The sequence below is a fragment of the Pseudomonas sp. PSB11 genome (assembly GCF_014596605.1).
Lineage (GTDB): Bacteria > Pseudomonadota > Gammaproteobacteria > Pseudomonadales > Pseudomonadaceae > Aquipseudomonas > Aquipseudomonas umsongensis.
This window is the reverse complement of record NZ_NOIO01000019.1, coordinates 91,577-117,325: the sequence shown is the minus strand read 5'-3', so window position 1 is coordinate 117,325 and position 25,749 is coordinate 91,577. Positions and strand designations below refer to the sequence as shown.

The following is a 25,749-nucleotide window of genomic DNA, read 5'->3' as shown; positions in this document are numbered from 1 at the left end:
CGTCCTTCATTGCGCCCCGAACATCACCGTCCAGTAAATCCCCGCATCGCTCTTCGGATCAACCGCATACGCCGCCCCCAAGTCGCGGAACTGCGGGTTCATCAGGTTGGCGCAATGGCCGGGGCTGGCCAGCCAACCGTCGACCACCTTGCGTACGCTGTCCTGCCCGGCGGCGATGTTCTCGCCGATCTGCTGGAAGTCGTAGCCCGCCAGCTCGGCGCGGTCGCCGGGGGTACGGCCGTCGCGGTCCTTGTGATCGAAGTAATTGTTGTTGGCCATGCTGCGTGCCTGGGTTTCGGCGGCGCTCGCCAGGGTGGCGTTCCAGGCCAGCGGCGTGGTGGCGTTGAAGGTTTGGGCGCCACATTGGCGGGGGCGGCTGCGCGCGACGTTGAGTTCGGCGAGCAGTTTTTGCCCTTCGGCCTGCCAATCGCCCAGGCGTGCACTCAACAATGGCCGGGCCAGTACGATGCGCCACTCGCGGTCCTGGCGGCTGACGCCGACGTCGACGAACTGCGGGTCGAGCACGATCTGGCAAAAACTTTCCTGGATCGCCTTCATGGCCGAGGGCGCATCACGCGGCCCGGTCAGGCTGATCGCCTGCACATTCTTCATCGGATACCCTGCACTGGCCATGGCCTGTTGCAGGTTGCCGACGCTGGCGGCGGACAGCACCAGCCGCGGGTCGGCCGACAGCGGCGGCAGTTCCGATGACACCTGGCCTGCGCAACGCTGCAACTGGGCGCGGTAGACGTTGATCGATTCGATCAGTTGCGACTCGTCGCTCGCCAGCGCGGTGGCGGCAAACAGAAGTCCCAGTGAAACCCCGGCAAGGCGCAGGGTGGACGATAGGAAAGGCATGGAAATCCTCCTTGAGCTGACTGCGCCCATGATGCGCGAAGTGCCCCCCTTGAGCGCAATGCCTTTTTCCGGGTTGTTGCATCCTCCGCGCCATCATTTCACTACTACACTCAAGCGATACTGCCTACGGAGTAGTGTCCGATCATGCGCCACGCCTGGATCTCCACCTGCCTTGCCCTGACCCTGCTCGCTGTCCCGGCATTCGCCACTGACCAGGAACAAAAACAGAAAGTCGCCGAAGACAAGGCCCAGGTGCTGGAGCACAAGGCCGCGGAAAACAGCGGCCCCGCGGCAGTGCCCAAGTCTCAAGCCATTACCCAGCCTGAGGTCCAGGCCGTGGACCCGGCGGGCAAGGCGCCGCTCGATGACGCCATCACCTGTCTCGCCCGTTCGATCTACTGGGAAGCCAAGGGCAAGGACTCGGCCGACATGGAAGCGGTGGCCAACGTGGTCATGAATCGCCTCGGCCATGAAGGTTTTCCCGATACCGTGTGTGCTGTAGTCAAGCAGGGCTCGGAGACCAGGAGCTGCCAGTTTTCCTGGTGGTGCGATGGGCGCCCGGACTCCGTTCAGGAGGAGGTGCCTTACGCGATGGCCAAGGAAATCGCACGCAAGGCGCTGAACAAGCAATTGCCGGATCGCACCAAAGGCGCACTGTATTTCCATGATCGCACGGTGAAGCCGGACTGGGCCAAGGAGTACACCCATACGGCGGACATCGGATTGTTCAGGTTTTACAAACCCCAGGGCGGTGATGCGAAGTAATCATAATTACGTGAAAAACCCTTGAAATTTATCCAGGCCCGCGAAACTGCAATATTTCTGTTTTACAAGCTTCATGACGGAGCAACGCGTTAGAAATGTCATGAGTGGAAACAGAACATGAAGCAGGCGTGGTTTTTCAGCAGTCATTCGGCACCGCCAGGTGCGTCCTTTGCGGTTTGCGCCTCGTGACGGTTCTTGTCACCGGCGCCGCCGGTTTCATCGGCTTTCATACAGCCAGGCGCTTGTGCCTGGACGGTCATGAAGTCGTGGGGATCGACAACCTCAACGACTATTACGACGTAGCGCTCAAGCAGGCACGGCTAAAGGCGCTTGAGTCGTTGCCGGGCTTTCGCTTCCGGAAAATGGACATCGTCGACAAGCCGGCATTGCTGGACTTGTTCGGCGAGTACCGATTCAGCGAAGTGGTGCACCTGGCCGCCCAGGCCGGCGTGCGTTATTCGCTGGACCATCCGGATGTGTACGCCCAATCGAACCTGGTGGGCTTCCTCAATGTGCTGGAAGCCTGTCGGCACCATCGCCCCGGGCACCTGATCTATGCCTCGAGCAGTTCGGTCTACGGCAGCAACTGCAAGATGCCTTTCAGCATCGAAGACGCGGTCGATCAACCGGTTTCGTTGTACGCGGCCACCAAGCGTGCCAATGAACTGCTCGCCCACAGTTACTGCCATCTGTACGGCCTCAAGGCCAGCGGTCTGCGCTTCTTCACCGTCTACGGGCCTTGGGGCCGGCCCGACATGGCACCGTTCAAATTCACCGAGGCGATCCTCAACGGCAAGCCCATCGACGTCTACAACCAGGGCGAGATGGCGCGGGACTTCACCTACATCGATGACATCGTGGAAAGCATCGCTCGCCTGCGCACTCGGCCGCCGGGCGAGGGGATCAATCGACTCTTCAACATCGGTCGCGGTGAACCGATGGCGCTGCTGGATTTTATCGATTGCCTGGAGTCGGCGTTGGGCACCGAAGCCCGGCGTCACTTCATGCCGATGCAGGACGGTGATGTGGTCAAGACCTGGGCCGATGTCTCGGCACTGCAAGCGTGGATCGACTTTCGCCCGCAGGTGTCGGTGGCAGCCGGGGTCGGGGCCTTTGTGCAGTGGTATCGGCAGTTTTATCAGATCTGAATCGTTCGCCGCTGATAACGGTAAAACCATAGGGCGAGGGGACTCCATGAGCCAAGACATATTTGTGTCGGTACTGATTCCGGCAAAGAACGAAGCGAACAACCTCAAGCCACTGCTCGAGGAGGTGCGCGAGGCAATGGCAAACGAAGCGTATGAAATCATCGTGGTCGACGATGGCAGTACCGATGCCACTTTGCACGAGCTGCGCCAGATCAGGAACAGCGGTTTGAGCGCCTTGCGCATCCTGCATCATGCACGCTCGCTGGGGCAAAGCACCTCGCTCTACCACGCGGCACGGGAAGCGCGTGGGCAATGGCTGGCCACCCTCGACGGCGACGGCCAGAACGATCCGGCGGACATCCCCGGCATGTTGGCGCTGGTGCGCGGTGAGCAGGGCAGGGGCAATGTGCAGCTGGTGGCGGGTCACCGTACCAACCGCCGCGATTCTGCGAGCAAGCGCTGGGCTTCGCGTTTCGCCAACGGTCTGCGCCGGCGCCTGCTCAAGGATGCCACGCCGGACACCGGCTGCGGCCTGAAGCTGATCGAGCGCGTGGCGTTCCTGCGCCTGCCGTATTTCGACCACATGCACCGATTCATTCCGGCATTGATCCAGCGCCACAACGGCCGAACGATCAATTACCCGGTCAACCATCGAGCGCGCACCGCAGGGGTGTCCAAATACGGCAACCTCGACCGTGCCCTGGTGGGCATTCTTGACCTGGTCGGTGTCTGGTGGCTGATCAAGCGCACGCGGCTGAACGCTCATGCCCAGGAGCTCGAAGGATGATCATGACCCGCGACACCCTGTGGCTGGTGATCGGTTTTGCCGGACAGATCGCGTTTACCGGACGGTTCGTCCTGCAGTGGCTGTACAGCGAATACAAAAAGCGCAGCGTCATCCCGGTGAGCTTCTGGTACCTGAGCATTGTCGGCAGCACCTTGCTGTTTGCCTACGCCATCTACCGCCAGGACCCGGTGTTCATTGTCGGGCAGGCATTCGGCTCCATCGTGTACTTGCGCAACCTGCAATTGATTGCCAAAAACCGACAATCCAGGGAATAGACCATGCGCCGAAACCTCTCGCCCCGGGTCGAATGCCTGGTCCTGATGCTGCTCGCCTTGCTGTTGATCGGTGCCGGGCTGGGCTTGCGCCAGGCACAGAACGTCGATGAGGAACGCTTCCTCGGTGTGGCCCTGGAGATGCTGCACAACGGCTCGTGGCTGATTCCGCATCGGGCCGGGGAGATCTACGGCGACAAGCCTCCGATCTTCATGTGGACGGTGGCATTCTTCATCTGGCTGACCGGCCTGCCCAACCTCGCCCTGTATATTCCCGGGCTGTTGTCGGCGGCAACCGTCACGGCGCTGGTTCATGACCTGGGCCGTCGGCTCTGGAGCCAGCGTATTGGGCGCATCGCGGCACTGTTGTACCTGGCGACCTACCAGACCTATAGCATCCTGCGCACCGGGCAGATCGACAGCTTCCTGGTGCTGTTCACAACCCTTGGCCTATACGCCATGGCCCGTCACCTGCTGCTCGGGCCGGCGTGGCGCTGGTTCTACGTGGGATGCGCGGCGATGGGCATCGGGGTGATCACCAAGGGCGTGGGTTTTCTGCCGGTGTTGCTGTTGATCCCTTATGCCTATGCGGTGCGCAAGGGCTGGCCGGGGGGGGTGGCGATGCCGGGCGAGTCGCGCAGATGGCTGCTCGGGTTTTTGTTCATGCTGGCTGCGATTGCGATCTGGCTGCTGCCCCTGGCCTTGTCCATCGCGCTCAATGGCAGCGCTGAGGAAATCGCTTATGCGCGGGAAATCCTCCTGCGCCAGACCGCCGGACGCTATGCCGCCGCCTGGCATCACCGAGAACCCTTCTGGTACTTCTTCACCAACGTCATTCCACAGTACTGGCTGCCATTGGTATTGGTGTTGCCGTGGCTGGTGCCGGCCTGGCGCCGCCAGCTGCAAAAACGCGATGGCCGGGTGCTGGTGTTGCTCGGCTGGGTGGCGCTGGTGGTGCTGTTTTTCTGTATCAGCAGCGGCAAGCGCAAGTTGTATATCTAGCCGGCATTGCCAGCGCTGGTCCTGGTGGCAGCGCCGCTGGTGCCTTGGTTGCTCCAGCGTTGGTTCCGCCAGCGCCCGCGCTTGCGAAGAATGTTCCCGGCATTGGTCGCGACCTGGTTCGTGCTGTGGTTCGCCCGGGGTTTTGTCGAACCGGTCAGGGATGGGATCAATCCCAATCAAACGCTCATGGCCCAGGCCAACAGCATGACCCATGGCGCGAACCTGGTCCTGGTCAACTGGAGCGAAGGGCACTGGCTGTTCGCCCGCCAACCGATCGTGCACTTCGGTATGCTCCACTCCACGGTGGAAAACGCTGCGCAATGGCTGCGCGAACATCCCAAGGATTACGCACTGGTGCCGGACGATCTGCTGGACCGCTGCTTCAAGCCCTCGGCTGCGCGGGAACTGGGGGAGAACTCCCGGGCGCAATGGTCGATTGTCGGGGCGGATGCGGATAATGGGTTGTGTCATCCGGTGGAGGCGCCGACGGTGTATCGGTTTTCCTGGGCTGATCGGCTTGTGCAAGTGTCCGTTCCCTAGCGAAGCTATTGCATATTGATCGTTCCCACGCAGAGCGTCGGAACGATCACAACGCGGACACAGCTGGAATCAGGCGCTTTCGTTTTTTGCTCTGGGCGACCCCTGTAGGAGCGAGCTTGTCGCACCGTCGCGATGGTCGTCAACGATGACGCTGTGCACCTGACACCCCGTGGTGCCCTCAGATTTTTCGCGAGCATGCTCGCTCCTGCAGAAGGGCGAAACCATAGGAGGCCGTTACCGCAGCAATTGATTAAAACTTCGCATAATTCAACGCATCAACAATCGCCGAGCCGCCGATACCGGTCAGTGACAGCAGCAGTGAACGAATCAACGGATCCTCGGAGTAGCGCGAGAACGAGCCGGTGTTGAGCGTGGCAACCCGCTCGCGGATCATCTTGAACTTGGCATAGCCCGGCGTCGATTCCGGTGTTTCCAGCAGATAGGCGTCGATTCGTTGCAAGGCCACCGTGCGGGCCTTTTCCGCGGCTCGGCGCAGGGTGAGCGCAGAGCCGAGCAACAGCAACGCGGTCAGCAGGTAGGAAATCATCAGCCCCGGAGGCGTTGGCCAGTTGTCGAACAGGCTGCTGCGCGAGGCCAGCAGGATCAACAGCACCACGGTCGGTGCGTAGATCAGCCGATTGACCGCCGACGTACGCTTGGCGATCAGTTGCAGATCCACCCACTCGTCGATGCAGGGATGCTTGAGCATGCCGAATATTTTCTTGTGTTCGGCCTGCAACGTCCCTGGCCAGATCGCATGGTGCTCGCTCAGATGACGGATGAAGCGCGTCAGCAACAGGTTGGCATCCATGACCCAGAACACCAGCACCTGGAACGTCAGCGTCGGAACCAGCCAGTTCAACATCCACCAGTCCGATGCACCGCGCACGGGCGTGCCTTCCATCGGCCAGATCACGAACAACACGCTGGTGACCACGACGTAGGCCCAGGTAGCGAGTAACGCTCGCAACAGGCGGGCACCGAATGAACCACAGATGCAGTGCTCACCCCAGAAGCGCGCAATGACGATCATCTTGCGTCCGTCCGTGCAGCGGGCCTGGGCGGCCGCGCAGGACTTCGACCAGTCTTCGTTGGCACTCATCAGCGGGAAGAAAATCAGCAGCAGCCAATGGCCCAGCTCATTGCACCAGCGGCGCAGGCTCCAGTCTTTACCGCGGCGGATCAATCGCTGTACCTGGCCCCACAGGGTGGTCTGGTATTTGCGCATGTGCAGGCGCAGATGGAAGGCACTTTCGATCTCCGCGCGATTGATGCGCAGCTTGCGCCACCCCCAGGTCAACGCCGAGAGTGAGATCAGCACGGCCAGCAGGCGTAATGCTACGGTCGGCCAGGCGCTGATGCCTTCGAGCAGGAACATCGGCTCGCCCAGGCCGTTGTCGGTCAAGGTGCTGCGCATCTGGTACGCCAGCATCAACGCGAGGATGAACACCACCAGCGGGACCACGATGTACCACGCCCAGGCATCATATGAACCTGGGGTCACACTCGACGTCGCGTCCTGGGTCAGTGCCAATCGCCGCGTGGAGCGACGGAGCAGGTTCGACGACAGGATGCCCAGCAGCACCAGCACGAAGGTGAACCACAGGAATTCCGCATGCCAGTAGCGCGTGGCAATGAAGGCGCAGGCCGCCGCTACCATGAACAGCGTAATAGGTACGCCGCGCACCCACGCCAGGCGCGTGTCGTGTTCGTCCTGGGGGCCCTCGATGCGCCACCAGAGGATGAACGCAGCGATGCTCAGCAGGGTGAGTGTCAAAGGTCCGGCCCAAAAGAACGATTGGCTGTGTTTGAAACGCTCGCGCAGTGCCTGGGAGGGCTCAGGGTAGGGCGGCGGCGAGGGATCTTGCAGGCAGCGCAACGCCATCAGATCGTGGGGCAGTACACCGCGCTCCGATTGGGCTTGGGTGGGCGCCTGGCAACTGGTCGGGCGCGAGGCGCCCAGTCGCGTAGCCAGGGGAATGAAGCCACTGATACCCACTTCGTAGATGCCCGGCGAGAGCAGCTCCGATTTGGAATAGTCGAATTTCGCGCGCTTGGCATCAAAGGATTGCGGCGCCAAGGCCGCCAGTACCGAGATGAACACGGCACTTTGCAGGCTGTCGCGAAATGGCGGCACGTCCTGTTGCAGGGCGCGGGTCAGCGTCAGGCCATAGGGTGCGGCGAGGATCAGGTTGCGCGTGGTTTGCGCCTGGCCCCGTTGCAGCATGCGCGCGTCAAGGTCGGTGGAGAAGTACAGTTTGTAGGGCATTCGGCTCTTGAGGGCCTGCAGCACCAATAGCTTGTCGTAGGCATCGACACCCAGGATGCCGATGGCGCCGATGCCGCTTTCGCCATCGCGTCGATAGGCCGCGTCTTCGCTGGCGATGTGGTCGGCGAGGCGTCGCAGATAATCGAGCTGGGAGTTGCCGTCGGATTTCTCCAGCGGGCTGAGGTCGATGGCGGATGCGCCGCGGACGTTTTTGCTGGCATCGGAGCTGGCGGTTTTATCGGTGCTCGCTGATTCTTCCGGCAGGCGCCCGTCGAGCCCGCGCAAGTAACTGAAGCGCAAGATCCACTGGTCGACGGTACCCTTATGGTTTTCCCCGTCGCCGAGTCGGGCGTCTCTGGCCACCTGCAGCTTGAAGCTTTCGATCAGGGCGCGGCTGTAGAAACTGTCCCATTCGGAAATCAACGCGATGCGGTTGGCGCTGCGGCGAAGATTGCCGGTGCAGGGTGAGCCGATCCGGCTCAGTTTGCCTTCGCTGCAACGCACGCCGGCGGCCGGGTCGACGCGGCGCAGCTTCAGTTCTTCAAGCATCAGTTGGGTCATGGTGCCATCGTCGCTGACGGTGCGCAGCAGCTTCATCGGCTCGCGGTTGGCCAGCGGTGGCGACAGCTTCTGGTAGCCGCGATCCAGTGTCTCGTTGTCGGCCGTGGCCAGCGGCGAATAGATTTCGATGTTTGGCGAGGCCTTGCCGATGTCCTGGTCCTGGAACATGTCGCGCAGCACGGTCGAGGTCGAGGGCCCTATGACCTTCAAGACGGCATTGGCCGAGGGTTCGATGCAAGGTGCTGGCGTGCAGGCCATGGCGACTTTTCTGTTCAGGCTGTCACGAAGCGTTTCGAGCTGTTGCAGCGGCATTGAGCCGAGCGCGTCCTGTTTCAGCCAGAACACGATCGTTCGGTCGGACGGTGCGGGCTTGCCTTCAAGCGCCTGCGGTGGATCGAACGGATTGGACACGAACACTTCGTAGGGCGTATCGACGAAAGCGTTTTTTTGCGGCGCCTCGAGTGACAAGTTGGCGGCCAGCTTCAGGCAGTGGATGTACTGCTCCTGATCCGGCACCCGATGGGAATTCTTGAACCCGGCCAGCAAGGCATAGCGAATGCGCCGGCGTCGTTCGACTTCATCGGCATAGGGCCCCCCCTCGACCAGCGCGACCATGATGTCGGGCGCCGATTGTCCTGCGCTCAGGGGCGAGAGGTCGGGGCTGCAAACGTTCTCGGCGTCCGGGTTCTTGCTGTCGGCAAGCTTCTTCCGATAACGCTCCACCGCGTCGAAAGGGTCCTGCCACAACCGGGCCTCGATGGGCAGTTGTGCCTGGAACTGGGCACCGACGGGGCGCGGCTCCAGGAAGGGTTCGCGGGTGAGGGCGAACATCGATACCACCAGACTCAGGATGACTGCACTGCCTGGCAACCAGAAGGCCAGATTTGTGCCCGAATCCTTGCTGTCCATGGCCTGCGCCTCTTTGTTTGCGGCCAACCGTGTACTGTTATTTATAGACCCAATAAATGAAGGGGCATGGCCTGAATGAACGATTGTCTGACCGAATTGCCGCCGATCGGCTATTCACCCGCACTACGGCGGCAGGTGTACAGTGCGATGCTCTGGCTGAATAACCGGTCATGCCTCATTTAAGGTCATTCTGGACGAACACCATGCATCACGTCGGACTCATCGTTTACCCCGGTTTCCAGGTCCTGGGCCTGGCCATGTGTGCCACATTCGAACTGGCCAACAGTGCGACCGATGAACCGGTGTACAGCATTGTCCTGGTGTCCGAACACGGCGGAATGGTGCAAACCTCCGCAGGATTCGCTGTGGAGACCAAGCCGTTTGACCAGTGTTCGTTCGATACGCTGTTGGTCATGGGCGATAACTTGATTCGCCCGCCGTCGAAAGGGCTGGTGGACTTTTTGCGCCATGCCAGCCATGGCACCTGCCGCCTGGGTTCTATCTGCACCGGTGCCATTGCCCTGGCCGAAGCCGGTTTGCTCGATGGTCGGCGAGCAACCACCCACTGGTGTCATGCGGCGTCGTTGCAGCGGGCGTTTCCGAAGGTGAAGGTTGAGGAAGACCGGATTTTTATCAACGATGGAAATATCTGGACCGCCGCCGGCATGAGCGCGTGTGTCGATCTGGCACTGGCCCTGGTGGAAATCGATCTGGGCGCGGAAGTCGCGCGACGGGTCGCCCGGCAGTTGGTGGTGTATCACCGCCGGGCAGGCGGGCAGTCGCAGTTTTCGGTCATGCTGGAGTTGCAGCCCAGGACCGATCGCATCCAGGCAGCATTGACGTACGCCAAGCAGAACCTGAAGTCCGGTTTGTCGGTTGAGGAACTGGCCAACGCCGCCAATCTCAGCCCGCGACAATTCAGCCGAGTATTCAATGCCGAAACCGGGCAATCGCCGGCCAAGGCTATCGAAAGCCTGAGGGTGGAGGCCGCGCGGTTGATGATGGAAACCGGCCGGCACTCGATCGATGTGGTGGCGACCGAAACCGGCTTTGGTGACAGGGAGCGAATGCGCCGGGCTTTCCTGCGAGCTTTCGGGCAACCGCCCCAGATGATTCAGCGGGCCAATCGGGGTTGATGTCCTAAAAGGTGGTGTATACGACATTCAGGTCACAATATTATTTTCGTAATATTTATCTCGTTGAACCCATTTCCTCAATGAGATCGCCGCCATGACCTTTGTCAAAGCCGCCGCCGTACAAATCAGCCCCGTGCTCTACAGCCGTGAAGGCACCGTCAACAAAGTCGTCGAGAAAATTCTCGAGCTGGGTGAGCAGGGCGTGCAGTTCGCCGTGTTTCCCGAAACCGTCGTGCCGTACTACCCCTATTTCTCCTTCGTCCAGGCGCCCTTTGCCATGGGCGCCGAACATCTCAAGCTGCTGGACCAGGCCGTGACGGTACCGTCGGCGGCGACCGATGCCATTGGCGCCGCCGCCCGAGAGGCCGGCATGGTCGTGTCCATCGGTGTCAACGAACGGGATGGCGGTACCTTGTACAACACCCAATTGTTGTTCGACGCCGACGGCACACTGATCCAGAGCCGCCGCAAGATCTCCCCGACCTACCATGAGCGCATGATCTGGGGCATGGGCGACGGTTCCGGCCTGCGCGCCACCGACAGCGCGGTGGGGCGCATCGGCCAATTGGCGTGCTGGGAACATTACAACCCGCTGGCCCGTTACGCCTTGATGGCCGATGGCGAACAGATCCACGCCTCGATGTACCCCGGCTCGTTTGCAGGTCCCCTGTTCACCTCGCAAATGGAAGTCAGCATCCGCCAGCATGCACTGGAAGCGGCGTGCTTCGTGGTCAACTCCACCGCCTGGCTCAGCCCTGAGCAACAGGCGCAGATAATGGCTGACACCGGCTGCCCGATCGGGCCGATTTCCGGCGGTTGCTACACCGCGATCATCAGCCCGGATGGCGTGGTACTGGGTGCGTTGACCGAGGGTGAAGGCGAGGTGATCGTCGACCTCGACATGAGCCTGATCGACAAGCGCAAGCGCATGATGGATTCGCGTGGCCACTACAGCCGTCCGGAACTGCTCAGCCTGCTGATCGACCGCACCCCGCATGCCCATGTGCATGAGCGCGGTGCGCATCCGGAGACAGTGGAGAAGGTAGATCCACTGTAGGAGCATGCTCGCTCCTACAGTAAGGCGGTAAGGCAATACGGCGTTGTTTCAGTGCTGGTTGCGGCGCCAGAAAATCCGGGCCAGCAAGGCATCGAGACTGAGCTTGCCCGGTCCGCAAAGCAGCAACGGCACAAGGGCGGCGAGATAAATCAGCGGCAACTTGAAGTTACCAAAGCCTTTGTTGCTGATGGAGTAACCCTGGGCCAGTTCGCTCAAGGTCGACCAGTCTGCCGGCCAGTGCACCGCGGCGGTCGCGACGATGGTCACCACGATCAGGCTGATCGCCGAGAAACGTGTGGCCAGGCCCACCAGCAGGGCGAGCGCGCAGATCAGCTCGACCCACATCGACAGTTCCCAATTCAGCGTGGCCGGCAGGTGGTTGAACGGGAACAGGAAGCGGTCCTGGATGTCGGCGAACCAGTTTTCGCCATTGAATTTTTCCAGGCCCGACTCGAAGAATTCCCAGGCGAGGAACACCCGCAAGGACAGTGGCGCGATCCAGCTGCCGGCACGGTCAAGGTTCAGGTGCAGGCCTTTCACGGCCGATGAAATAGTGGCGTTCATGGTTGATCTCCTTCAAGACAGGGATGTCGGACCGGGGTGTGTCCGTTGAGAGGTATGTCATCAACCGGGTGTATCTGCGGTATGTCGCTGGCACGGGAATTTGAAGGCCTGGTGTGTCAGGGGCGGGGCTGTACACACTTTGATACGTTCAGTTCGAATGCATTTAAATGTGGGAGCGGGCTTGCTCCCACAGGGACCTTTGTGGGCATCAAGTCAGAGCGGCATTGCCAGAACCCGGCTGCGCAGATGCTCCAGCGTCTCGTCATTGAGCACCGTGGTCAGCTCCAGGCCTTCTTTGGCCTGATACAGGTTCATCGCATCCCGGGTCTGTTTGCCGACAATGCCGTCAATCGTGCCGGGGTGCCAGCCCAGGTACGTCAGGTAGGTTTGCGCGGTGCGAATCCTCAGGTCGGGCGTTCCGCCGTAAGAAAACTTCTGATACGCGGCACTGAGCCGCACATCGTAGTTGTTGATGGCGTAGTTGGGGCCGTTGTAACGACGGGCGAAGTTCGCCCAATCCTTGGCCCGTAGCGCGGCGATGGAACCGCCACCGATCAACGTGCCGACCGTACACAACAGTTGTTCGTTCTCGGACAGGACCATGCGCTTGACCATCGACTCGACGTCTGCAGAACCGGTGGAGGCGAAGTTGAACCCCATGATCTGGCCCAGCCCCCAGGACGTGCTTTGCAACGCCGCATTGCGGTCAAGCTCGATCGCCTGGTTGAGCCGGTCGTACTGGTGGTCCCCCGACGCACCATAGTTGCCAGCGCTTTTGCCGCTGATTTCGGGGTGTTGTGCGTCAAACGCCTGGTGGGTCAAGCGGCTGAAGACGTGACGCTCGAAAAGGATCTTCGGACGGCGATCGGAAAAGAATCCGTTGCCGGAGGTTTCTACTGCCAGAACAGCCCACAGTTGTGCAGCGCTGACTTTGGCCAGGTCCAGGGCATTTTCCAGACCTTCGTCGTCAAGGGCTGCGCCATGGCTTCTGAATTCGTTGCTCATGACGGCCTCCTTCGAAACAGCAAACGCGGGGGGTACGCTTTAAGCGTAGGTGGGCCAATCCGGCACCGGCGGGTTTGCGATCATCGGCGCAGGGCTGTGGCGGATGACGCTTGGCGGCTTTTGCTATACATTTTCTGCCCGCCCATTGCATGGTGATACCGCTTCATGTCTCTTGCGCTCGAACGTCTAGTCGCTGGCACGCCGATCCCTTTTGCCGGTAATCGTGTCACTGTGGTCAGCCCCGAACTGGCGGCACGCTTTGCGCCCGGTGACCACCTGTTGGTGGAGCAGGTCAGCGGCGAACTGTTGCTGATTCCGGTGGCTGACCAGCAAGCGGCAGCGGTGGCGATCGAACGTGCCGAAGCGGCGTTCAAGGCGCTGTCGACAGTGTCGGACCAGGCCATCAGCGCCTTTTTCGATGAGTTTGCCCAACGCCTGGAGACGCCTGAATGCTGGGCCTTGATCGAGGCCGCAAACCTGGCCGACATCGAACGGGCCAAGGCTCGTGGCCGCTCGACCACGCGTTTGCTGGCCGATGAGCGCATGCGTCGCGACATGATTGCCGGCCTGCGCGCCTGGCGCGATGCGTCGGCCACCCGCGGCAAAGTGATCAGTTGCGTTGAGCACGACGGCTGGAAAGTCGAACAGGTGGTCTCGCCGCTGGGCATCGTCGCGTTCGTCTTCGAGGGCAGGCCTAATGTCTTCGCCGATGCCGCCGGTGTGTTGCGCACCGGTAACACCGCGGTGCTGCGCATAGGCAGCGACGCGTTGGGCACGGCCCAGGCCATCGTCACTCACGCATTGAACCCGGCATTGAACGCCACCGGATTACCAACCGGTGCGGTGTCGTTGGTGGAAAGCGTCAATCACGCCGCCGGGTGGGCGATGTTCGCCGACCGCCGTCTGTCCCTGGCCGTGGCGCGTGGTTCGGGGCGCGCCGTCAGTCAATTGGGCAGCATCGCGCAACAGGCCGGCACCGCCGTCAGCCTCCATGGCACCGGTGGTGCCTGGTTGATCGCCGATATTGACGCCGATGCCACGCGCTTCGCCGCTGTGGTGCGCAACTCCCTGGACCGCAAGGTCTGCAACACCCTGAACGTCTGCCTTATCCAGCGCGACCGCGCCGCTGACCTGGTGCCGCTGTTTCTCGATGCGCTGCAACAGGCCGGCAAGGCACGCGGGCAGGGCTGCAAGTTGCACATCGTGGAAGGCAGCGAAGCGTTCCTGCCAGCGGATTGGCAAACCGCCAGCGTCGAGGTCTACCGCGCCGAAGGCTACCGCACCGAAGCACTGGCCGAAGCGTTGCCGGAAGATCAGCTGGGTCGCGAGTGGGAGTGGGAAGAAACCCCCGAAGTCAGCCTGAAGATCGTCGACGACCTGGACAGCGCCATCGCCTTGTTCAATCGCTACAGCCCGCAGTTCACCGTGTCGCTGCTCAGTGAAGCCGCGGCGACCCAGGAGCGTTTCTACAACGCGGTCAACGCGCCTTTTGTCGGCAACGGGATCACCCGTTGGGTCGATGGTCAGTACGCACTCAACAAGCCGGAGCTGGGCCTGTCGAACTGGGAGAGCGGGCGGCTGTTTGCGCGCAGTGCAATTCTTTCGGGCGATGGCGTGTTTACCATTCGCAGTCGCATGACCCAGGTCGATCTGTCGGTCAAACGCTGACATCTGGCGCAGTGGCTGCCTGGGCGGTCGCTGCGGTCAAGCTCAGGCGGCTTCGACGGCTTTGCCATGCACGGCGCAGGTCGTCGGGTGCTCGGCCAGCGACACGAACGTGCGGCTACCGGCATCCAGCGCATCGATCGAGCCGGTCTCGATGTCATACACCCAGCCATGCAGGTTCAACAGGCCTTTTTCCTGGGCCAGGCGCACACTCGGGTGAGTCTGGATGTTCGCCAGTTGCGCGATGACGTTCTCGCGCACCATCGAACTGACCTTGGCCGCTTCATCCGCATGGGGCCGGGATTCGTTGATCACCTTTGCCGACTCGGCGTGTTGCAACCAGCCGCTGACGGCGGGCAGGTGGTCCATGCATTTGCACTTGGCCACCGCTGTCATCGCGCCGCAGTCGGAATGCCCGCAGATCACGATGTCGGTCACGCCGAGCACGGCGACCGCGTACTCCACCGTGGCTGACACGCCGCCCGGATGAGGGCTGTAGGAGGGCACGATGTTGCCGGCGTTCCGGATGACGAACAGCTCACCGGGTTCTTGCTGGGTCAGCAGTTCCGGTACGACGCGGCTGTCGGAACAGGTGATGAACAAGGTGCCGGGATGTTGTGTGGTGGCCAGGTGTTTGAACAGGTCGTTGCGTTGCGGAAAGACTACATTAGTGCCATGGTGATCTGGAATACCGGGCATTAAAAAGGGCCTGCTCTTATCGGGAGCAGGCCCTTACTTGTATTGAGGTTCTAACTAATCAGTAGAATCGGTCAATCACCCGAACTTCGTTCTGGCCCTGCAGCGAGTCCCAGGCCTGTTTCAGCGTTTGCAGGACATTACCGATGAAGTCCTTGTCGGCAGCGGCCTTCTTGCCAACATAGCCATGGCCGCGACGGTACATTTTCAGTCGGGCCAGCAGGTTCTGGTTGTTCTGGTCGAACTCCGCTTCATGGGCATGTGGCGACAGGCAGTCGATATGCACCTGGCCCGATTTGCTGATCCACAGGATATGGCTGTCATGGCTGTCTTTTTGCGCCGCGAACATGCGAGCCAGTTCTTCGATAGTCGGTTGATTGTTCAGATTCATGATAAAGCCCCCTTGACCATTTGGTGATCTTTCAAAGTTGATTCGCTAATACATGTAGCCCATCGGTTAGTTGATCCCTGGCACCGAAACCAGGACGTCAGCAGTCGTCCGTCGAAATCGACGGGGTCCCGCGTCTGTTGCATGTAGTCGTGTTGAATAACTGCTACGCAATAGCGTCACAACGAAGAGAAGCGGCGATAACCTTTGGCCCCTGCCGACGTTTTCAGGGTCGGCCACAAGCATCATGAGGATGGATCGCCAGCGCTTCTCGCCCTTGTACTGGACGTTCAGGCCAGGTCAGCTTCTTCAATCTGCCTTGTGGGCAGCGTGTATCCGGAAAAAACAGCTCGGCGGTCAGACGAGCTTGCTCAAGCGTGTTGCCAGTACTCCCGATCGGGGAGATGTCTGCATCATGCAAGGGCAAATCGAAGGCGTCAACGGTTTTGTAGTGAATATTTATAGTCACTACATATTGTCTGACAAAGCTGATTTGGAATTAGACGGGGTCTACCCCGTGTAGGAGCGAGCATGCTCGCGATGGAGGTCAACGATGACGCGGGGAGCCTGACACCCCGCGGTGCCCTGAGGTTTTTCGCGAGCATGCTCGCTCCTACAGGGACAGGGGCCTTACGCTTTTTCAAAACAGTAAACAGTGCACGGCAACCCCTGGATGTACAGTGGATGAGCGCTGAATCGGTCTTGCGCCACCTCAGGAATCACTGCAGCCCAGAACAGCCGTGCCGGCTGGTTCGCCTCGACATGGAAAATTTGCCATCGACCGGGGAGTCGGTTCAACAGGGTGGACACGACAAACCTGGCGACGCCCTGGCCACGGAAACCCCGACTGACGAACAGATAACCGATGTTGAAGCGGGCATCGGGCACGTGGATTTCGTCATCCACGGTGACGAACCCGGCCAACTCCCCGTCGACCCGGATCAGAAATGCCTGGGTCGCGGGTTGTCGCCAGTAGTCCGAGAGGGGCAGGATATTGAAAAAGCCATGCTCACCCAGCTTCAGCGGCACCCACTCGCTGAAGTCATAGGTGTAGAACTGCATCAGGTTTTCAATGGTCTGCAGTTCGTCGCGTTGGGCCGCGTGCAGTTCAATCGAGATCATCTGAAAGGTTCCCGCCAATGGCTGTGCCTGACAGGTCATTATGGCCGAAGCCTTTCAGTTAAGCGGGCAAAGGGGTGGCGCTGCCGACCTCAGAGGGAGCGCTGATTGACCCGAGCCATGAGCTGATCTGCGGTCTCTTTGCGTTCAGAGTAGCGATCCACCAGGAACGCTTGACGGTCACGCAGCAGCAGGGTGAATTTCACCAGTTCTTCCATCACGTCGACCACTCGGTCGTAGTAAGCCGACGGCTTCATCCTTCCCGCCTCATCGAACTCCGTGAAGGCCTTCGGCACCGAGGACTGGTTGGGGATGGTGAACATGCGCATCCAGCGCCCCAGCACACGAAGCTGATTGACCACGTTGAACGACTGCGAGCCGCCACACACCTGCATCACTGCAAGCGTCTTGCCCTGGGTGGGACGAACGGCACCGAGTTCCAGGGGAACCCAGTCGATCTGCGCCTTGAACACGGCCGACATCGCGCCATGGCGTTCCGGCGAACACCAGACCTGGCCTTCGGACCACTGCATCAGTTCGCGCAGCTCCTGGACCTTGGGATGGGCGGCAGGAGCATCGTCGGGCAGCGGCAAACCGGACGGATTGAAGATGCGTGTCTCTGCGCCGAAATGCTCCAGCAGGCGCGCGGCTTCTTCGACCAGCAGGCGGCTGAACGAGCGTTCGCGGGTCGAGCCGTACAACAGCAGGATGCGTGGCTTGTGATCACTGGGCCGGTTCGGAATCTGCGTACCGTCGAACAGTGTGTGATCAAGATTGGGAAGTGGGTCTGACATAGGTACTCCTGCTCAAATAGAGCCGATTCGATCCAGCTCGCGCTTGAGTTCATCGCGGCCGAGGGTATTGAAGGGCAGGGCCAGGAAGGCTTTGCAACGTTGCTCGATGCGCGCCAGGGTGGCGCGGAAGGCGGCATCGACGGCTGCTTCATCGCCCACGACATCGGAGGGATCCTCCAGGCCCCAGTGAGCTTTCACTGCCTGGCCGAAATACACCGGGCAGGATTCGCCCGCGGCCTTGTCGCACACGGTAATGACGATATCCGGCAAGTTGCCCTCGAACGCGTCATTGCCCTTGCTGCTCAAGCCGTCGATGCAAATACCCGCTTGCTGCAGGGTGGCGAGACTGCGTGGCAGCACCTGGCCCTTGGGGAAGCTTCCGGAACTGACCGCTTCGAATCCATCCGGCGCCAAGTGATTGAACATGGCTTCTGAGAGAATGCTGCGGCAGCTGTTGGCCGTGCACATGAACAGGACTCGCATGGGATTGCTCCTGCCGCTCGGGGCGGACATCAATGACTCAGGCTCAGGCGTAATGCCAGGGCAGAGAGGGTGATCAACAGAATCGGCAGGGTCAGCACGATGCCGACCTTGAAGTAGTAGCCCCACGTGATGCGCATGTCCTTGCGCTCGAGCACGTGCAGCCAGAGGAGGGTGGCGAGACTGCCGATGGGGGTAATCTTCGGGCCGAGGTCGCAGCCGATGATGTTGGCGTAAATCATCGCCTCGCGAATCAGCCCGTCCGCGCCGCTGGCCTGGATCGACAGGGCGCCGATCAGCACGCTGGGCATGTTGTTCATCACCGAGGACAGCATTGCGGACAGCAGGCCGGTGCCCAGGGTGGCGCTCCACAGACCCTGTTCGGCCAGGCGGTCGAGCACATGGGTCAGTGAATCGGTCAGCCCCGCGTTCTTCAGGCCATACACCACCAGGTACATGCCCAGCGAGAACACCACGACGTGCCAGGGTGCGTCACGCAACACGCGCCGGGTGGAGATCCGGTGACCCTTCGCCGCCACCGCGAACAGGATCGCCGCACAGGCCGCCGCGACCGCGCTGATGGGTATCCCCAGCGGCTCCAGCACAAACAGGCCGACCAGCAGGACAAGCAGAATCCACCCACCCACGAAGAAGGTGGCGGGATCGTGAATCGCCGTTGCCGGCGTCTGCAATGCCTCGACTGAATAGCGCGGTGGCAAGTCCCGACGGAAGTACAGGAAAAGCATCAGCAAGGTGGCGGCGACGCTCACCAGGTTCACCGGCACCATCACCCAGGCGTACTCGGCGAAGCCCAGCTTGAAGTAATCGGCGGAAACGATGTTCACAAGGTTAGACACCACCAACGGCAGGCTGGCGGTATCGGCGATGAACCCGGCGGCCATCACGAAGGCCAGGGTCGCGGCGGGCGAAAAACGTAGCGCCAGCAGCATGGACATGACAATGGGCGTCAGGATCAGCGCTGCGCCGTCATTGGCAAACAACGCCGAGACCGCCGCACCCAACAGCACGCAAAAGGCGAACAACCGGTAGCCATTGCCTTGCGCCCAGCGGGCCACATGCAAAGCAGCCCATTTGAAGAAACCGGCTTCATCGAGCAACAGGCTGATAATGATGATGGCGATGAAGGTAGCGGTGGCGTTCCAGACGATGGCCCACACCGTGGGAATATCCTGCAGCGACACTGCACCCACCGCCAACGCGATCAGCGCACCGGCAGAGGCACTCCAGCCGACGCCAAGCCCCTTGGGTTGCCAGATGACCAGAATGAGGGTGAAGACAAAAACAGAAGCGGCGACCAGCATTGAAAACTCACTCGATCAGGGGTTCAGCAACAGGCAGCATCGCGCACGGGACGCCCGTCCATGTTCTGCAGGCGCGAAGCGTTGCTCTGGAGCCAATCGCAATTGGCCTGCAAGGTGACCTGCAACATCTCGTGCACCCAGGGGGGAAGTTGCGGATTGAGACGGTAATAAACCCACTGCCCCTGGCGGCGATCGAGCAGCAGTCCGCTGCTGCGCAATTGCGCGAGATGGCGGCTGATCTTTGGCTGGCTGTCGTTCAGGGCGCACATCAGCTCGCAGACACACAGTTCACCCTGGTGGGCGATCAGCAGGGTGGCGCGGGCGCGCGTCTCGTCGGCCAGGCTCTTGAATACCTCGGGAGGTGTGATCATCGGGCATGCCTATTACATATGGATAATCAAATATACGGATATCCGTATGTATTAAGCAAGTTAAGAACCATTGCACCCGCTTCATCCACCACTGACTTTCCAATGTTTGACATCGTCAGCGAACATCATCTGCTTCATCTCGTGAGCAATGCCATAGGCCAGGGATTCGTGTGCAGCGATGACTTTTTCTTCCGCCGAAAGGCAATGGAAAATGTCGAGCTTGGTCTCTGCCTCAGCCGTTTCGAGGGAGAAAATCTGCACGTAACGCGCAAGGTCGTTATCAAGGCTCGACAGGTATTCGCGCAGGCGCTGGTGGTCGACCGATTTCTGGCTGAAGTACCAGTTCATCGGGTGGATCAGGAAGCGTGAGTGAGGGGAGGTGATCCGCCGGCCTGCCGCCAGGAACATGATGATGCCCATGGATTCGATGTTGCCGGCGTTGATTGCACACAGCGGTACCGGCAGTGACTTCAGGAACGTATAGAGGGTGAAGCCGAAGTTGGTGCTACCGCCGCTCGTAGACAGATTGAGGAGCAGGGAGGTGGCGCCTTCATCGATGGCTTCGAGGCAACAGTCCCGGAAGCGCTCAGTGGTTCCCTGATCGATCTGGCAATGAAAATGCACGATATGTTCAGTCATCGATAGACTACCTGGATGATGCCTGGAGGACTTCCACGCGTTATCAAGTCTAGTAAACATCAAGCAGTTGATCTTGAAACCCTCGCAGACTGCCGCTCTATCCGACGCTCGCCATCCATCGAATCAGCGCAATTGCGATTGAACCAAATGCCCCGATCCACTCGTCGCAAGTCCGATAATTCGATTCAAACTTTCTGTTTTGTGAGTCCTCCGACGTATACGGGCCCAAGCTCGTACTAACGATGCAGAGGTGAATGAAAATGGCCAATACAGGAAATAAAAATCCCGGCAGCGACTGGGACAAGACCAATGAAGCCGGTAAAAAAGGCGGTCAGGCTTCCGGCGGGCAACAATCGCGCGATAACGATCGCATGTCCGGAGGCGGGCAAGGCAATCGCGGCGGCGAATTTGCCGACGACAAGGAAAACATGACCAAGCCAGGCCAAAAAGGTGGCCAGGCTTCAGGTGGACAACAGGGCAACAGGACTGACCAATCTTCCAGCACCGGGCAAGGAAGCGGACGCGGCGGCAATGTTGCCGATGATCGCGATAAGTCTGATATGGGACGCAAGGAAGACGGGATGAGCGGTGGTGGAGGACGCAAACCCTGATGCGGTCTGACTCATCAAGCCCCGATTTTTTCGGGGCTTGATTTGATAGGGTTGAGATCAGTCGCAAGGACGCGCTAATTGATCTGAACAATCACCGGGCCTTCCGTCACGATCGGCGGGTTCGCGTGGATATTCGATGCATTTTGCTGAATCCATTCGCGTGCAACTTTCAAGCTCGCATCGCTGCCGGCCTTGTCCGTACAAACAGTCACTGACGTACCTCCATCGCCCGTATTGAGCAGTGTGTAGCTGACGAGGCCAGGCACTGTCCGCAGGAGCGCTTCAACGTCGGTCTGGCGCTGTTCCAACAGGTCGAAAAGTTGCTTGGCTCCTGTACCCAGGTAGGTTCTTATCACTGCATACATGGTCGTCTCCTTTGGGAGCCCCCAGGTTTCAATTCACCCCGATTCATTAAGCTTAGCCACGGGCCGTTGGCAAGCGAGATGCTACGACCATCGGCGGCGTTCGCTCTCGCCATTCACTCTCACGCCTGATCCATCGCCTCAGCCACCCCCTGATCCTCTCCCAGGAAGCCGCCACTTTGATGCTGCCACAGCCGCGCGTAGGTGCCGTTTTTTGCCAGCAATTGCGCATGGGTACCCTGCTCGATGATGCGTCCCTCGTCCATGACGATGAGCCGATCCATGGCCGCAATCGTCGACAACCGGTGCGCGATGGCGATGACGGTCTTGCCCTGCATCATTTCATCGAGGCTTTCCTGGATGGCGACCTCGACTTCAGAGTCCAGGGCACTGGTGGCCTCGTCCAATAGCAGGATCGGGGCGTTCTTGAGCATCACCCGGGCGATGGCAATGCGTTGGCGCTGGCCGCCCGAGAGCTTGATGCCGCGCTCACCCACCAGGGTGTCATAACCACTATGGCCTTGCCGATCGCTCAGTTGGCTGATGAACCCGTCGGCTTGGGCATTGATCGCGGCACTGCGCACCTGGGCGTCGGTCGCGTCCGGGCGACCGTAGGCGATGTTGTCGCGAATCGAGCGGTGCAGCAGGGACGTGTCCTGGGTGACCATGCCGATAGCGGCGCGCAGACTGTCTTGTGTCACCTGAGCGATGTTTTGCCCGTCGATGCGAATCTCACCGCTGTCGACGTCATAGAAGCGCAGCAGCAGATTGATCAGCGTCGATTTGCCTGCGCCGGAACGGCCCACCAGGCCGATTTTTTCGCCTGGGTGGATGGTCAGGCTCAATCCGTCGAGCACCTGGCGTTCACCGTTGTAGTTGAAACTCACGTTGTCAAAGGTCACCGCGCCGCCAGAGGGCACCAGTACGCCAGCGTTCGGTGCATCCTGCACCTTGGGGCCACGGGTCAGGGTTGCCATGCCATCCTGCACGGTGCCGATGCTTTCGAACAGCGAAGCCATTTGCCACATGATCCAGTGCGACATGCCATTGATCCGCAACGCCATGGCCGTGATTGCCGCCACCGCTCCCGCGCCGACCTCGCCCTGGTGCCAGAGCCACAGGGCATAGCCGCCAGCGGCCATGATCAACATCACCACCAGCGCCTGGTTGACGATCTCGAACTGGCTGACCAGGCGCATCTGGCGGAAGCCGGTTTGCTTGAAGTCCTCCATCGCCGCGCGCGCAAAATGTGCTTCACGATTGGAGTGCGAGAACAGTTTCACGGTGGTGATGTTGCTGTAGGCATCTGAAATACGCCCCGTCATCGACGATCGCGCATGGGCCTGTTCCTGCCCGACTCGCCCCAGGCGCGGCACAAAGTACAGCATGGCCAGCCCGAACAACGCGACCCAGGCAATAAAAGGCAGCATGAGTTTCAGGGCGAAGCCGCCGGCCAGTGCGATGATCGCAATGAAATAAACGCCAATGCCGGGCGCGATTTCGATGAGGGTGAACAAGACTTCGCGCACGCCCAGTGCAGTCTGCATCACCTTGGTAGTGACCCGACCGGAGAACTCATCGGAAAAGAACGAAAGGCTTTGCCGCAGCATCAGCCGATGGAAGTCCCAGCGCAGCCGCAATGGCAGGTTGATGGCCAATATCTGGTGCTGCACCATGGTACGAAGCGCCACCAGCCCAATGCTGGTGAGCAACACTATCGCGATACCCCACAGCACAGAACTTTCCTGCCCGTTCGCATCGCCACCGGCCTGCCAGGTCGAGAGCAGGTCCACGACCTGCCCAAGAAAGGAAAACAACCAGGCTTCGTAGATCGACACACTGGCGCTGAGCAGCGCAAGCAGAAGGATGTAACCGCGGGCGCCGCGCGTGCAGGCCCACAGGAACCGCATCAGGCCGACAGGCGGCGGCGGTGCTTCGTCGGGAGGGAATGGATCGAGCCTTCGTTCAAACACGCGAAGCATTGTGATCTCCGAAATGATCTGGGTAAGCGGATTTTGCCATTGAGTGGCTGCTTTGAGGGTTTGCGGGCAGGCGTCGTATCCGCCACCGCCAGACTAACGGTGCCGGGGGATGCAGGGGGCCCGCGTCCAAAGCGCTCGGTTGAACTTTTACAGATGTAAGGCTGTGAAGGGTGTAAAGGAGTGTAAAAGGAGGTAAAGGCAGGGGGGCCACAAACGGAACAATTCGTCCCGTTTTCCATCAAGCGGAGAGTGGCCTGTTCATTCCTGTCGTTTACATACACTCGGAGGTTGAAATTTCGCTGGCGTAGGCGCCTGCGGCGCTGTTGTCGACCTGAGCCGATGGACTGACAGACATCCGTGCGCCGGCAGACAGGCTACTGTTGATCCGGGGGATATGGCACAGGGATGAGGCCGCCCCCATGCTCATGCGCACATTCGCCACATCCGCAGTGAAGGGCAACGGTTTTTTGTTAAAGGTGCTGCCCATCGCCAGGTCAAGGACCAGTTCACCCGTCTTGCCCTCGATCTGGATGTCAGTGCCCCTGCTGCCTGCCACCGTCAACCTGGACGGATCGACGGCACAGGCAGGTGCCACGATTTTAACCCCTGCTTTTCCCGTCAGCCCCGTCAGTGGCGCGCTGGTATATAGCGTGATATCCAGGGTAGGGGAGACGACGCGAACGTTTTCCGCTGCGTCATTCACCAGCAATAACGCCTTATTGTCTGACGTCACTTGAAGCTTGTTCAGCGTATCGGCAGAGCCTGAGACCACCATTGATGACGCTGCAGCGCATTTGATCGACAGGTTCACACCCTGTCGGGCCTCAACGCTGTTGAATGCGGTCAGCGCAAAGGTTTTTTCTGCGGCCAGTACAACACCACTGGTCGTGATCGCCAGCAGCGCAAGCATCAGCTTTATCGTGTCCATGTTGTTCATGCAACCTCCTTGTTTCACAGAAGCACCGAAAGGAAAATCCAAATCCCGGAAACGAAAAAGCCCTGAATAATCAGGGCTTTGTCGTATAAAGATGGCGGAGGCGATGGGATTCGAACTCATGGACCTGTTACAGTCGACGGTTTTCAAGACCGTTGCCTTAAACCACTCGGCCACACCTCCGTTTGTGTTGCGGGCGCCATAATACCTGAATGAAACACACTGTCAAACTCTCTGCATAGCTTGTTACAGGGCGTCTGTTATGATCTTTGCGACTGAACGTTTCAAACCAACAGGAGTGTCGCCATGCGCGAACAGGATTACGCAGTGAATAACAGCGTGCAGGCTGAGCAGCTAGAGGTTAGCCGCGTCCTGCGCAACACATACGGCTTGCTGGCACTGACGCTGGCCTTCAGTGGTGTGATGGCTTACGTTGCCCAGCAGATGCGTGTCGGCTACCCGAACATTTTCGTGGTGCTGATCGGCTTCTACGGCCTTTTCTTCCTCACCAACAAGCTTCGTGATTCCGCCTGGGGCCTGGTGTCGGCTTTTGCCCTGACCGGTTTCATGGGTTTCCTGCTGGGCCCGATCCTCAACCGTTACCTGGGCATGCAGGGCGGCGCCGAAGTGGTTAGCTCGGCGTTTGCCATGACAGCCCTGGTGTTCGGTGGCCTGTCGGCCTACGTGCTGATCTCGCGCAAGGACATGAGTTTCCTCAGTGGCTTCATCACGGCGGGTTTCTTCGTGTTGCTGGGTGCGGTGGTTGCCAGCTTCTTCTTCCAGATCAGCGGCCTGCAACTGGCGATCAGCGCGGGCTTCGTGCTGTTCTCCTCGGTCTGCATCCTGTTCCAGACCAGCGCCATCATCCACGGCGGCGAGCGCAACTACATCATGGCCACCATCAGCCTGTATGTATCGATCTACAACCTGTTCATCAGCTTGTTGCAGCTGTTTGGCATCATGGGTCGCGATGATTGATCGCCTACCATGATTGAAAAAACCCGCTTCGGCGGGTTTTTTTTATGCCCGGCGCAGTACCGGCGGCTAGGCCATTGGTGGCAGGCGCCGCTTGACCGGGGTTTTCTTGACGATGGCGGTGTTGGTTTCGGCGTGGGTGTTGAGGCGGTCGAGCAGGGTGTCCAGTTGTTCCATCGAGCGTACATGCAGGCGGGCGATGAAGCAGTCGTCACCGGTGACCTTGTCGCACTCGGTGAACTCGGGAATCGCCATGATCTGCCGTTCCACTTCCTGCAACTGGCCGGGCAGCGGGCGAATGCGCACGATGGCCTGCAGCTGATAACCGAAGCATTTCGGGTCGATTTCCACGGTATAGCCCTTGAGCACACCGCGCTCTTCGAGACGCCGCAGGCGCTCGGCAACGCTGGGTGAGGACAGGCCGCTGATTTGCGCCAGGGCCTTGAGCGAACGTCGTGAGTCCTCCATCAAGGCGGTGATCAGCACCTGGTCGATGTCATCGGTCATGGCGAAAACCTCTATTAGGCAGTTTTGCAAA

Annotated in this window: 25 protein-coding genes, 1 tRNA gene and 2 pseudogenes; 11 read left to right on the top strand and 17 right to left on the bottom strand. The window is 60.1% G+C overall.

Annotation, left to right across the window (positions count from 1 at the left end):
• Positions 1–6: 6 nt before the first annotated feature.
• On the bottom strand, positions 7–858 hold the full coding sequence (locus CGA21_RS20810; protein ID WP_110753461.1) for a CAP domain-containing protein: 852 nt from the start codon (positions 856–858) through the stop codon (positions 7–9).
• A 144-nt stretch (positions 859–1,002) separates the two neighbouring features.
• Between CGA21_RS20810 and CGA21_RS20805 the strand changes: the two genes are divergently transcribed.
• The 6 genes and pseudogenes from CGA21_RS20805 to CGA21_RS30450 form a co-directional block, all read left to right on the top strand.
• Complete coding sequence (locus CGA21_RS20805) at positions 1,003–1,623, top strand: cell wall hydrolase (RefSeq protein ID WP_151142539.1); 621 nt, start codon at positions 1,003–1,005, stop codon at positions 1,621–1,623.
• 185 nt (positions 1,624–1,808) lie between these two features.
• Complete coding sequence (locus tag CGA21_RS20800) at positions 1,809–2,771, top strand: NAD-dependent epimerase/dehydratase family protein (RefSeq protein WP_188264942.1); 963 nt, start codon at positions 1,809–1,811, stop codon at positions 2,769–2,771.
• Between the two features lie 46 nt (positions 2,772–2,817).
• Complete coding sequence (locus CGA21_RS20795) at positions 2,818–3,558, top strand: glycosyltransferase family 2 protein (protein WP_188264941.1); 741 nt, start codon at positions 2,818–2,820, stop codon at positions 3,556–3,558.
• On the top strand, positions 3,555–3,833 hold the full coding sequence (locus CGA21_RS20790; RefSeq protein WP_188264940.1) for a lipid-A-disaccharide synthase N-terminal domain-containing protein: 279 nt from the start codon (positions 3,555–3,557) through the stop codon (positions 3,831–3,833). The genes CGA21_RS20795 and CGA21_RS20790 overlap by 4 nt, the downstream gene beginning before the upstream one ends.
• Positions 3,834–3,836: 3 nt before the next feature.
• Positions 3,837–5,372: pseudogene (locus CGA21_RS20785) on the top strand (ArnT family glycosyltransferase).
• A 132-nt stretch (positions 5,373–5,504) separates the two neighbouring features.
• Positions 5,505–5,579 (top strand): annotated as a pseudogene (locus tag CGA21_RS30450) (outer membrane lipoprotein carrier protein LolA); the annotation flags it as partial.
• Between the two features lie 43 nt (positions 5,580–5,622).
• Here CGA21_RS30450 and CGA21_RS20780 read toward each other — a convergent pair.
• Positions 5,623–9,111, bottom strand: a complete 3,489-nt coding sequence (locus CGA21_RS20780; RefSeq protein WP_188264939.1) for a hypothetical protein — start codon at positions 9,109–9,111, stop codon at positions 5,623–5,625.
• A gap of 203 nt (positions 9,112–9,314) precedes the next feature.
• Between CGA21_RS20780 and CGA21_RS20775 the strand changes: the two genes are divergently transcribed.
• On the top strand, positions 9,315–10,247 hold the full coding sequence (locus tag CGA21_RS20775) for a GlxA family transcriptional regulator (protein ID WP_188264938.1): 933 nt from the start codon (positions 9,315–9,317) through the stop codon (positions 10,245–10,247).
• Positions 10,248–10,341: 94 nt separating this feature from the next.
• On the top strand, positions 10,342–11,304 hold the full coding sequence (locus CGA21_RS20770; RefSeq protein WP_188264937.1) for a Nit6803 family nitrilase: 963 nt from the start codon (positions 10,342–10,344) through the stop codon (positions 11,302–11,304).
• 48 nt (positions 11,305–11,352) lie between these two features.
• On the opposite strand, the gene CGA21_RS20765 is transcribed toward CGA21_RS20770, so the two are convergent.
• Both CGA21_RS20765 and CGA21_RS20760 read right to left on the bottom strand, forming a co-directional pair.
• Complete coding sequence (locus tag CGA21_RS20765; RefSeq protein WP_188264936.1) at positions 11,353–11,868, bottom strand: DoxX family protein; 516 nt, start codon at positions 11,866–11,868, stop codon at positions 11,353–11,355.
• A gap of 213 nt (positions 11,869–12,081) precedes the next feature.
• Positions 12,082–12,873: an N-acetylmuramidase domain-containing protein gene (locus CGA21_RS20760; protein ID WP_188264935.1), complete on the bottom strand. Its 792-nt coding sequence runs from the start codon at positions 12,871–12,873 to the stop codon at positions 12,082–12,084.
• 165 nt (positions 12,874–13,038) lie between these two features.
• Here CGA21_RS20760 and CGA21_RS20755 point away from each other — a divergent pair, with 165 nt between their 5' ends.
• Complete coding sequence (locus CGA21_RS20755) at positions 13,039–14,541, top strand: aldehyde dehydrogenase family protein (RefSeq protein ID WP_110753444.1); 1,503 nt, start codon at positions 13,039–13,041, stop codon at positions 14,539–14,541.
• Between the two features lie 42 nt (positions 14,542–14,583).
• Here the strand turns inward: CGA21_RS20755 and CGA21_RS20750 are convergent, their stop codons facing one another.
• The 8 genes from CGA21_RS20750 to CGA21_RS20715 form a co-directional block, all read right to left on the bottom strand.
• Positions 14,584–15,237: a carbonic anhydrase gene (locus tag CGA21_RS20750; RefSeq protein ID WP_188264934.1), complete on the bottom strand. Its 654-nt coding sequence runs from the start codon at positions 15,235–15,237 to the stop codon at positions 14,584–14,586.
• A gap of 58 nt (positions 15,238–15,295) precedes the next feature.
• The gene (locus CGA21_RS20745) at positions 15,296–15,625 is read right to left on the bottom strand and encodes a hypothetical protein (RefSeq protein WP_020800065.1); all 330 of its coding nucleotides are present in this window, start codon (positions 15,623–15,625) and stop codon (positions 15,296–15,298) included.
• A 627-nt stretch (positions 15,626–16,252) separates the two neighbouring features.
• Entirely contained in the window at positions 16,253–16,744 is a 492-nt protein-coding gene (locus tag CGA21_RS20740; RefSeq protein ID WP_188264933.1) for a GNAT family N-acetyltransferase, read from the bottom strand.
• Positions 16,745–16,833: 89 nt separating this feature from the next.
• Positions 16,834–17,535: an arsenical resistance protein ArsH gene (arsH, locus tag CGA21_RS20735; protein WP_110753436.1), complete on the bottom strand. Its 702-nt coding sequence runs from the start codon at positions 17,533–17,535 to the stop codon at positions 16,834–16,836.
• A gap of 12 nt (positions 17,536–17,547) precedes the next feature.
• On the bottom strand, positions 17,548–18,018 hold the full coding sequence (locus tag CGA21_RS20730; protein ID WP_110753434.1) for an arsenate reductase ArsC: 471 nt from the start codon (positions 18,016–18,018) through the stop codon (positions 17,548–17,550).
• A 29-nt stretch (positions 18,019–18,047) separates the two neighbouring features.
• Positions 18,048–19,337 (bottom strand): arsenic transporter, encoded by a 1,290-nt coding sequence (locus CGA21_RS20725; RefSeq protein WP_188264932.1) that lies wholly within the window; start codon positions 19,335–19,337, stop codon positions 18,048–18,050.
• A gap of 23 nt (positions 19,338–19,360) precedes the next feature.
• Complete coding sequence (locus CGA21_RS20720; RefSeq protein WP_110753431.1) at positions 19,361–19,708, bottom strand: metalloregulator ArsR/SmtB family transcription factor; 348 nt, start codon at positions 19,706–19,708, stop codon at positions 19,361–19,363.
• An 81-nt stretch (positions 19,709–19,789) separates the two neighbouring features.
• On the bottom strand, positions 19,790–20,347 hold the full coding sequence (locus CGA21_RS20715) for an ATP-dependent Clp protease proteolytic subunit (RefSeq protein ID WP_110753429.1): 558 nt from the start codon (positions 20,345–20,347) through the stop codon (positions 19,790–19,792).
• 260 nt (positions 20,348–20,607) lie between these two features.
• Here CGA21_RS20715 and CGA21_RS20710 point away from each other — a divergent pair, with 260 nt between their 5' ends.
• Positions 20,608–20,958: a stress protein gene (locus CGA21_RS20710; protein WP_110753497.1), complete on the top strand. Its 351-nt coding sequence runs from the start codon at positions 20,608–20,610 to the stop codon at positions 20,956–20,958.
• 74 nt (positions 20,959–21,032) lie between these two features.
• Here CGA21_RS20710 and CGA21_RS20705 read toward each other — a convergent pair whose 3' ends face one another.
• The 4 genes from CGA21_RS20705 to CGA21_RS20690 all read right to left on the bottom strand — a co-directional run bounded on the left by CGA21_RS20705 (position 21,033) and on the right by CGA21_RS20690 (position 24,419).
• Complete coding sequence (locus CGA21_RS20705; RefSeq protein ID WP_110753428.1) at positions 21,033–21,323, bottom strand: hypothetical protein; 291 nt, start codon at positions 21,321–21,323, stop codon at positions 21,033–21,035.
• A gap of 119 nt (positions 21,324–21,442) precedes the next feature.
• Entirely contained in the window at positions 21,443–23,302 is a 1,860-nt protein-coding gene (locus tag CGA21_RS20700) for an ABC transporter ATP-binding protein (RefSeq protein WP_110753426.1), read from the bottom strand.
• Between the two features lie 271 nt (positions 23,303–23,573).
• Positions 23,574–24,239 carry a GIN domain-containing protein gene (locus CGA21_RS20695; protein WP_188264931.1) on the bottom strand — a complete coding sequence of 222 codons (666 nt, stop codon included), beginning with the start codon at positions 24,237–24,239 and terminating at the stop codon, positions 23,574–23,576.
• Between the two features lie 92 nt (positions 24,240–24,331).
• Positions 24,332–24,419, bottom strand: a tRNA-Ser gene (locus CGA21_RS20690).
• Between the two features lie 123 nt (positions 24,420–24,542).
• Here CGA21_RS20690 and CGA21_RS20685 point away from each other — a divergent pair.
• Positions 24,543–25,214: a Bax inhibitor-1/YccA family protein gene (locus tag CGA21_RS20685; protein ID WP_110753333.1), complete on the top strand. Its 672-nt coding sequence runs from the start codon at positions 24,543–24,545 to the stop codon at positions 25,212–25,214.
• Positions 25,215–25,280: 66 nt separating this feature from the next.
• On the opposite strand, the gene CGA21_RS20680 is transcribed toward CGA21_RS20685, so the two are convergent.
• Positions 25,281–25,718, bottom strand: a complete 438-nt coding sequence (locus tag CGA21_RS20680; protein ID WP_007987480.1) for an Lrp/AsnC family transcriptional regulator — start codon at positions 25,716–25,718, stop codon at positions 25,281–25,283.
• Between the last annotated feature and the right edge of the window lie 31 nt (positions 25,719–25,749).

What these genes read in the sequence shown, in the direction of transcription:
- CGA21_RS20740 (WP_188264933.1), bottom strand. Translation starts at nt 16,744, where the DNA reads ATGATCTCGATTGAACTGCACGCGGCCCAACGCGACGAACTGCAGACC.
- CGA21_RS20715 (WP_110753429.1), bottom strand. Translation starts at nt 20,347, where the DNA reads ATGACTGAACATATCGTGCATTTTCATTGCCAGATCGATCAGGGAACC.
- CGA21_RS20700 (WP_110753426.1), bottom strand. Translation starts at nt 23,302, where the DNA reads ATGCTTCGCGTGTTTGAACGAAGGCTCGATCCATTCCCTCCCGACGAA.
- CGA21_RS20805 (WP_151142539.1), top strand. Translation starts at nt 1,003, where the DNA reads ATGCGCCACGCCTGGATCTCCACCTGCCTTGCCCTGACCCTGCTCGCT.
- CGA21_RS20685 (WP_110753333.1), top strand. Translation starts at nt 24,543, where the DNA reads ATGCGCGAACAGGATTACGCAGTGAATAACAGCGTGCAGGCTGAGCAG.
- CGA21_RS20795 (WP_188264941.1), top strand. Translation starts at nt 2,818, where the DNA reads ATGAGCCAAGACATATTTGTGTCGGTACTGATTCCGGCAAAGAACGAA.
- CGA21_RS20760 (WP_188264935.1), bottom strand. Translation starts at nt 12,873, where the DNA reads ATGAGCAACGAATTCAGAAGCCATGGCGCAGCCCTTGACGACGAAGGT.
- CGA21_RS20705 (WP_110753428.1), bottom strand. Translation starts at nt 21,323, where the DNA reads ATGTATGCAGTGATAAGAACCTACCTGGGTACAGGAGCCAAGCAACTT.
- arsH (WP_110753436.1), bottom strand. Translation starts at nt 17,535, where the DNA reads ATGTCAGACCCACTTCCCAATCTTGATCACACACTGTTCGACGGTACG.
- CGA21_RS20790 (WP_188264940.1), top strand. Translation starts at nt 3,555, where the DNA reads ATGATCATGACCCGCGACACCCTGTGGCTGGTGATCGGTTTTGCCGGA.
- CGA21_RS20780 (WP_188264939.1), bottom strand. Translation starts at nt 9,111, where the DNA reads ATGGACAGCAAGGATTCGGGCACAAATCTGGCCTTCTGGTTGCCAGGC.
- CGA21_RS20765 (WP_188264936.1), bottom strand. Translation starts at nt 11,868, where the DNA reads ATGAACGCCACTATTTCATCGGCCGTGAAAGGCCTGCACCTGAACCTT.
- CGA21_RS20730 (WP_110753434.1), bottom strand. Translation starts at nt 18,018, where the DNA reads ATGCGAGTCCTGTTCATGTGCACGGCCAACAGCTGCCGCAGCATTCTC.
- CGA21_RS20680 (WP_007987480.1), bottom strand. Translation starts at nt 25,718, where the DNA reads ATGACCGATGACATCGACCAGGTGCTGATCACCGCCTTGATGGAGGAC.
- CGA21_RS20770 (WP_188264937.1), top strand. Translation starts at nt 10,342, where the DNA reads ATGACCTTTGTCAAAGCCGCCGCCGTACAAATCAGCCCCGTGCTCTAC.
- CGA21_RS20755 (WP_110753444.1), top strand. Translation starts at nt 13,039, where the DNA reads ATGTCTCTTGCGCTCGAACGTCTAGTCGCTGGCACGCCGATCCCTTTT.
- CGA21_RS20725 (WP_188264932.1), bottom strand. Translation starts at nt 19,337, where the DNA reads ATGCTGGTCGCCGCTTCTGTTTTTGTCTTCACCCTCATTCTGGTCATC.
- CGA21_RS20720 (WP_110753431.1), bottom strand. Translation starts at nt 19,708, where the DNA reads ATGATCACACCTCCCGAGGTATTCAAGAGCCTGGCCGACGAGACGCGC.
- CGA21_RS20775 (WP_188264938.1), top strand. Translation starts at nt 9,315, where the DNA reads ATGCATCACGTCGGACTCATCGTTTACCCCGGTTTCCAGGTCCTGGGC.
- CGA21_RS20695 (WP_188264931.1), bottom strand. Translation starts at nt 24,239, where the DNA reads ATGAACAACATGGACACGATAAAGCTGATGCTTGCGCTGCTGGCGATC.
- CGA21_RS20750 (WP_188264934.1), bottom strand. Translation starts at nt 15,237, where the DNA reads ATGCCCGGTATTCCAGATCACCATGGCACTAATGTAGTCTTTCCGCAA.
- CGA21_RS20710 (WP_110753497.1), top strand. Translation starts at nt 20,608, where the DNA reads ATGGCCAATACAGGAAATAAAAATCCCGGCAGCGACTGGGACAAGACC.
- CGA21_RS20745 (WP_020800065.1), bottom strand. Translation starts at nt 15,625, where the DNA reads ATGAATCTGAACAATCAACCGACTATCGAAGAACTGGCTCGCATGTTC.
- CGA21_RS20810 (WP_110753461.1), bottom strand. Translation starts at nt 858, where the DNA reads ATGCCTTTCCTATCGTCCACCCTGCGCCTTGCCGGGGTTTCACTGGGA.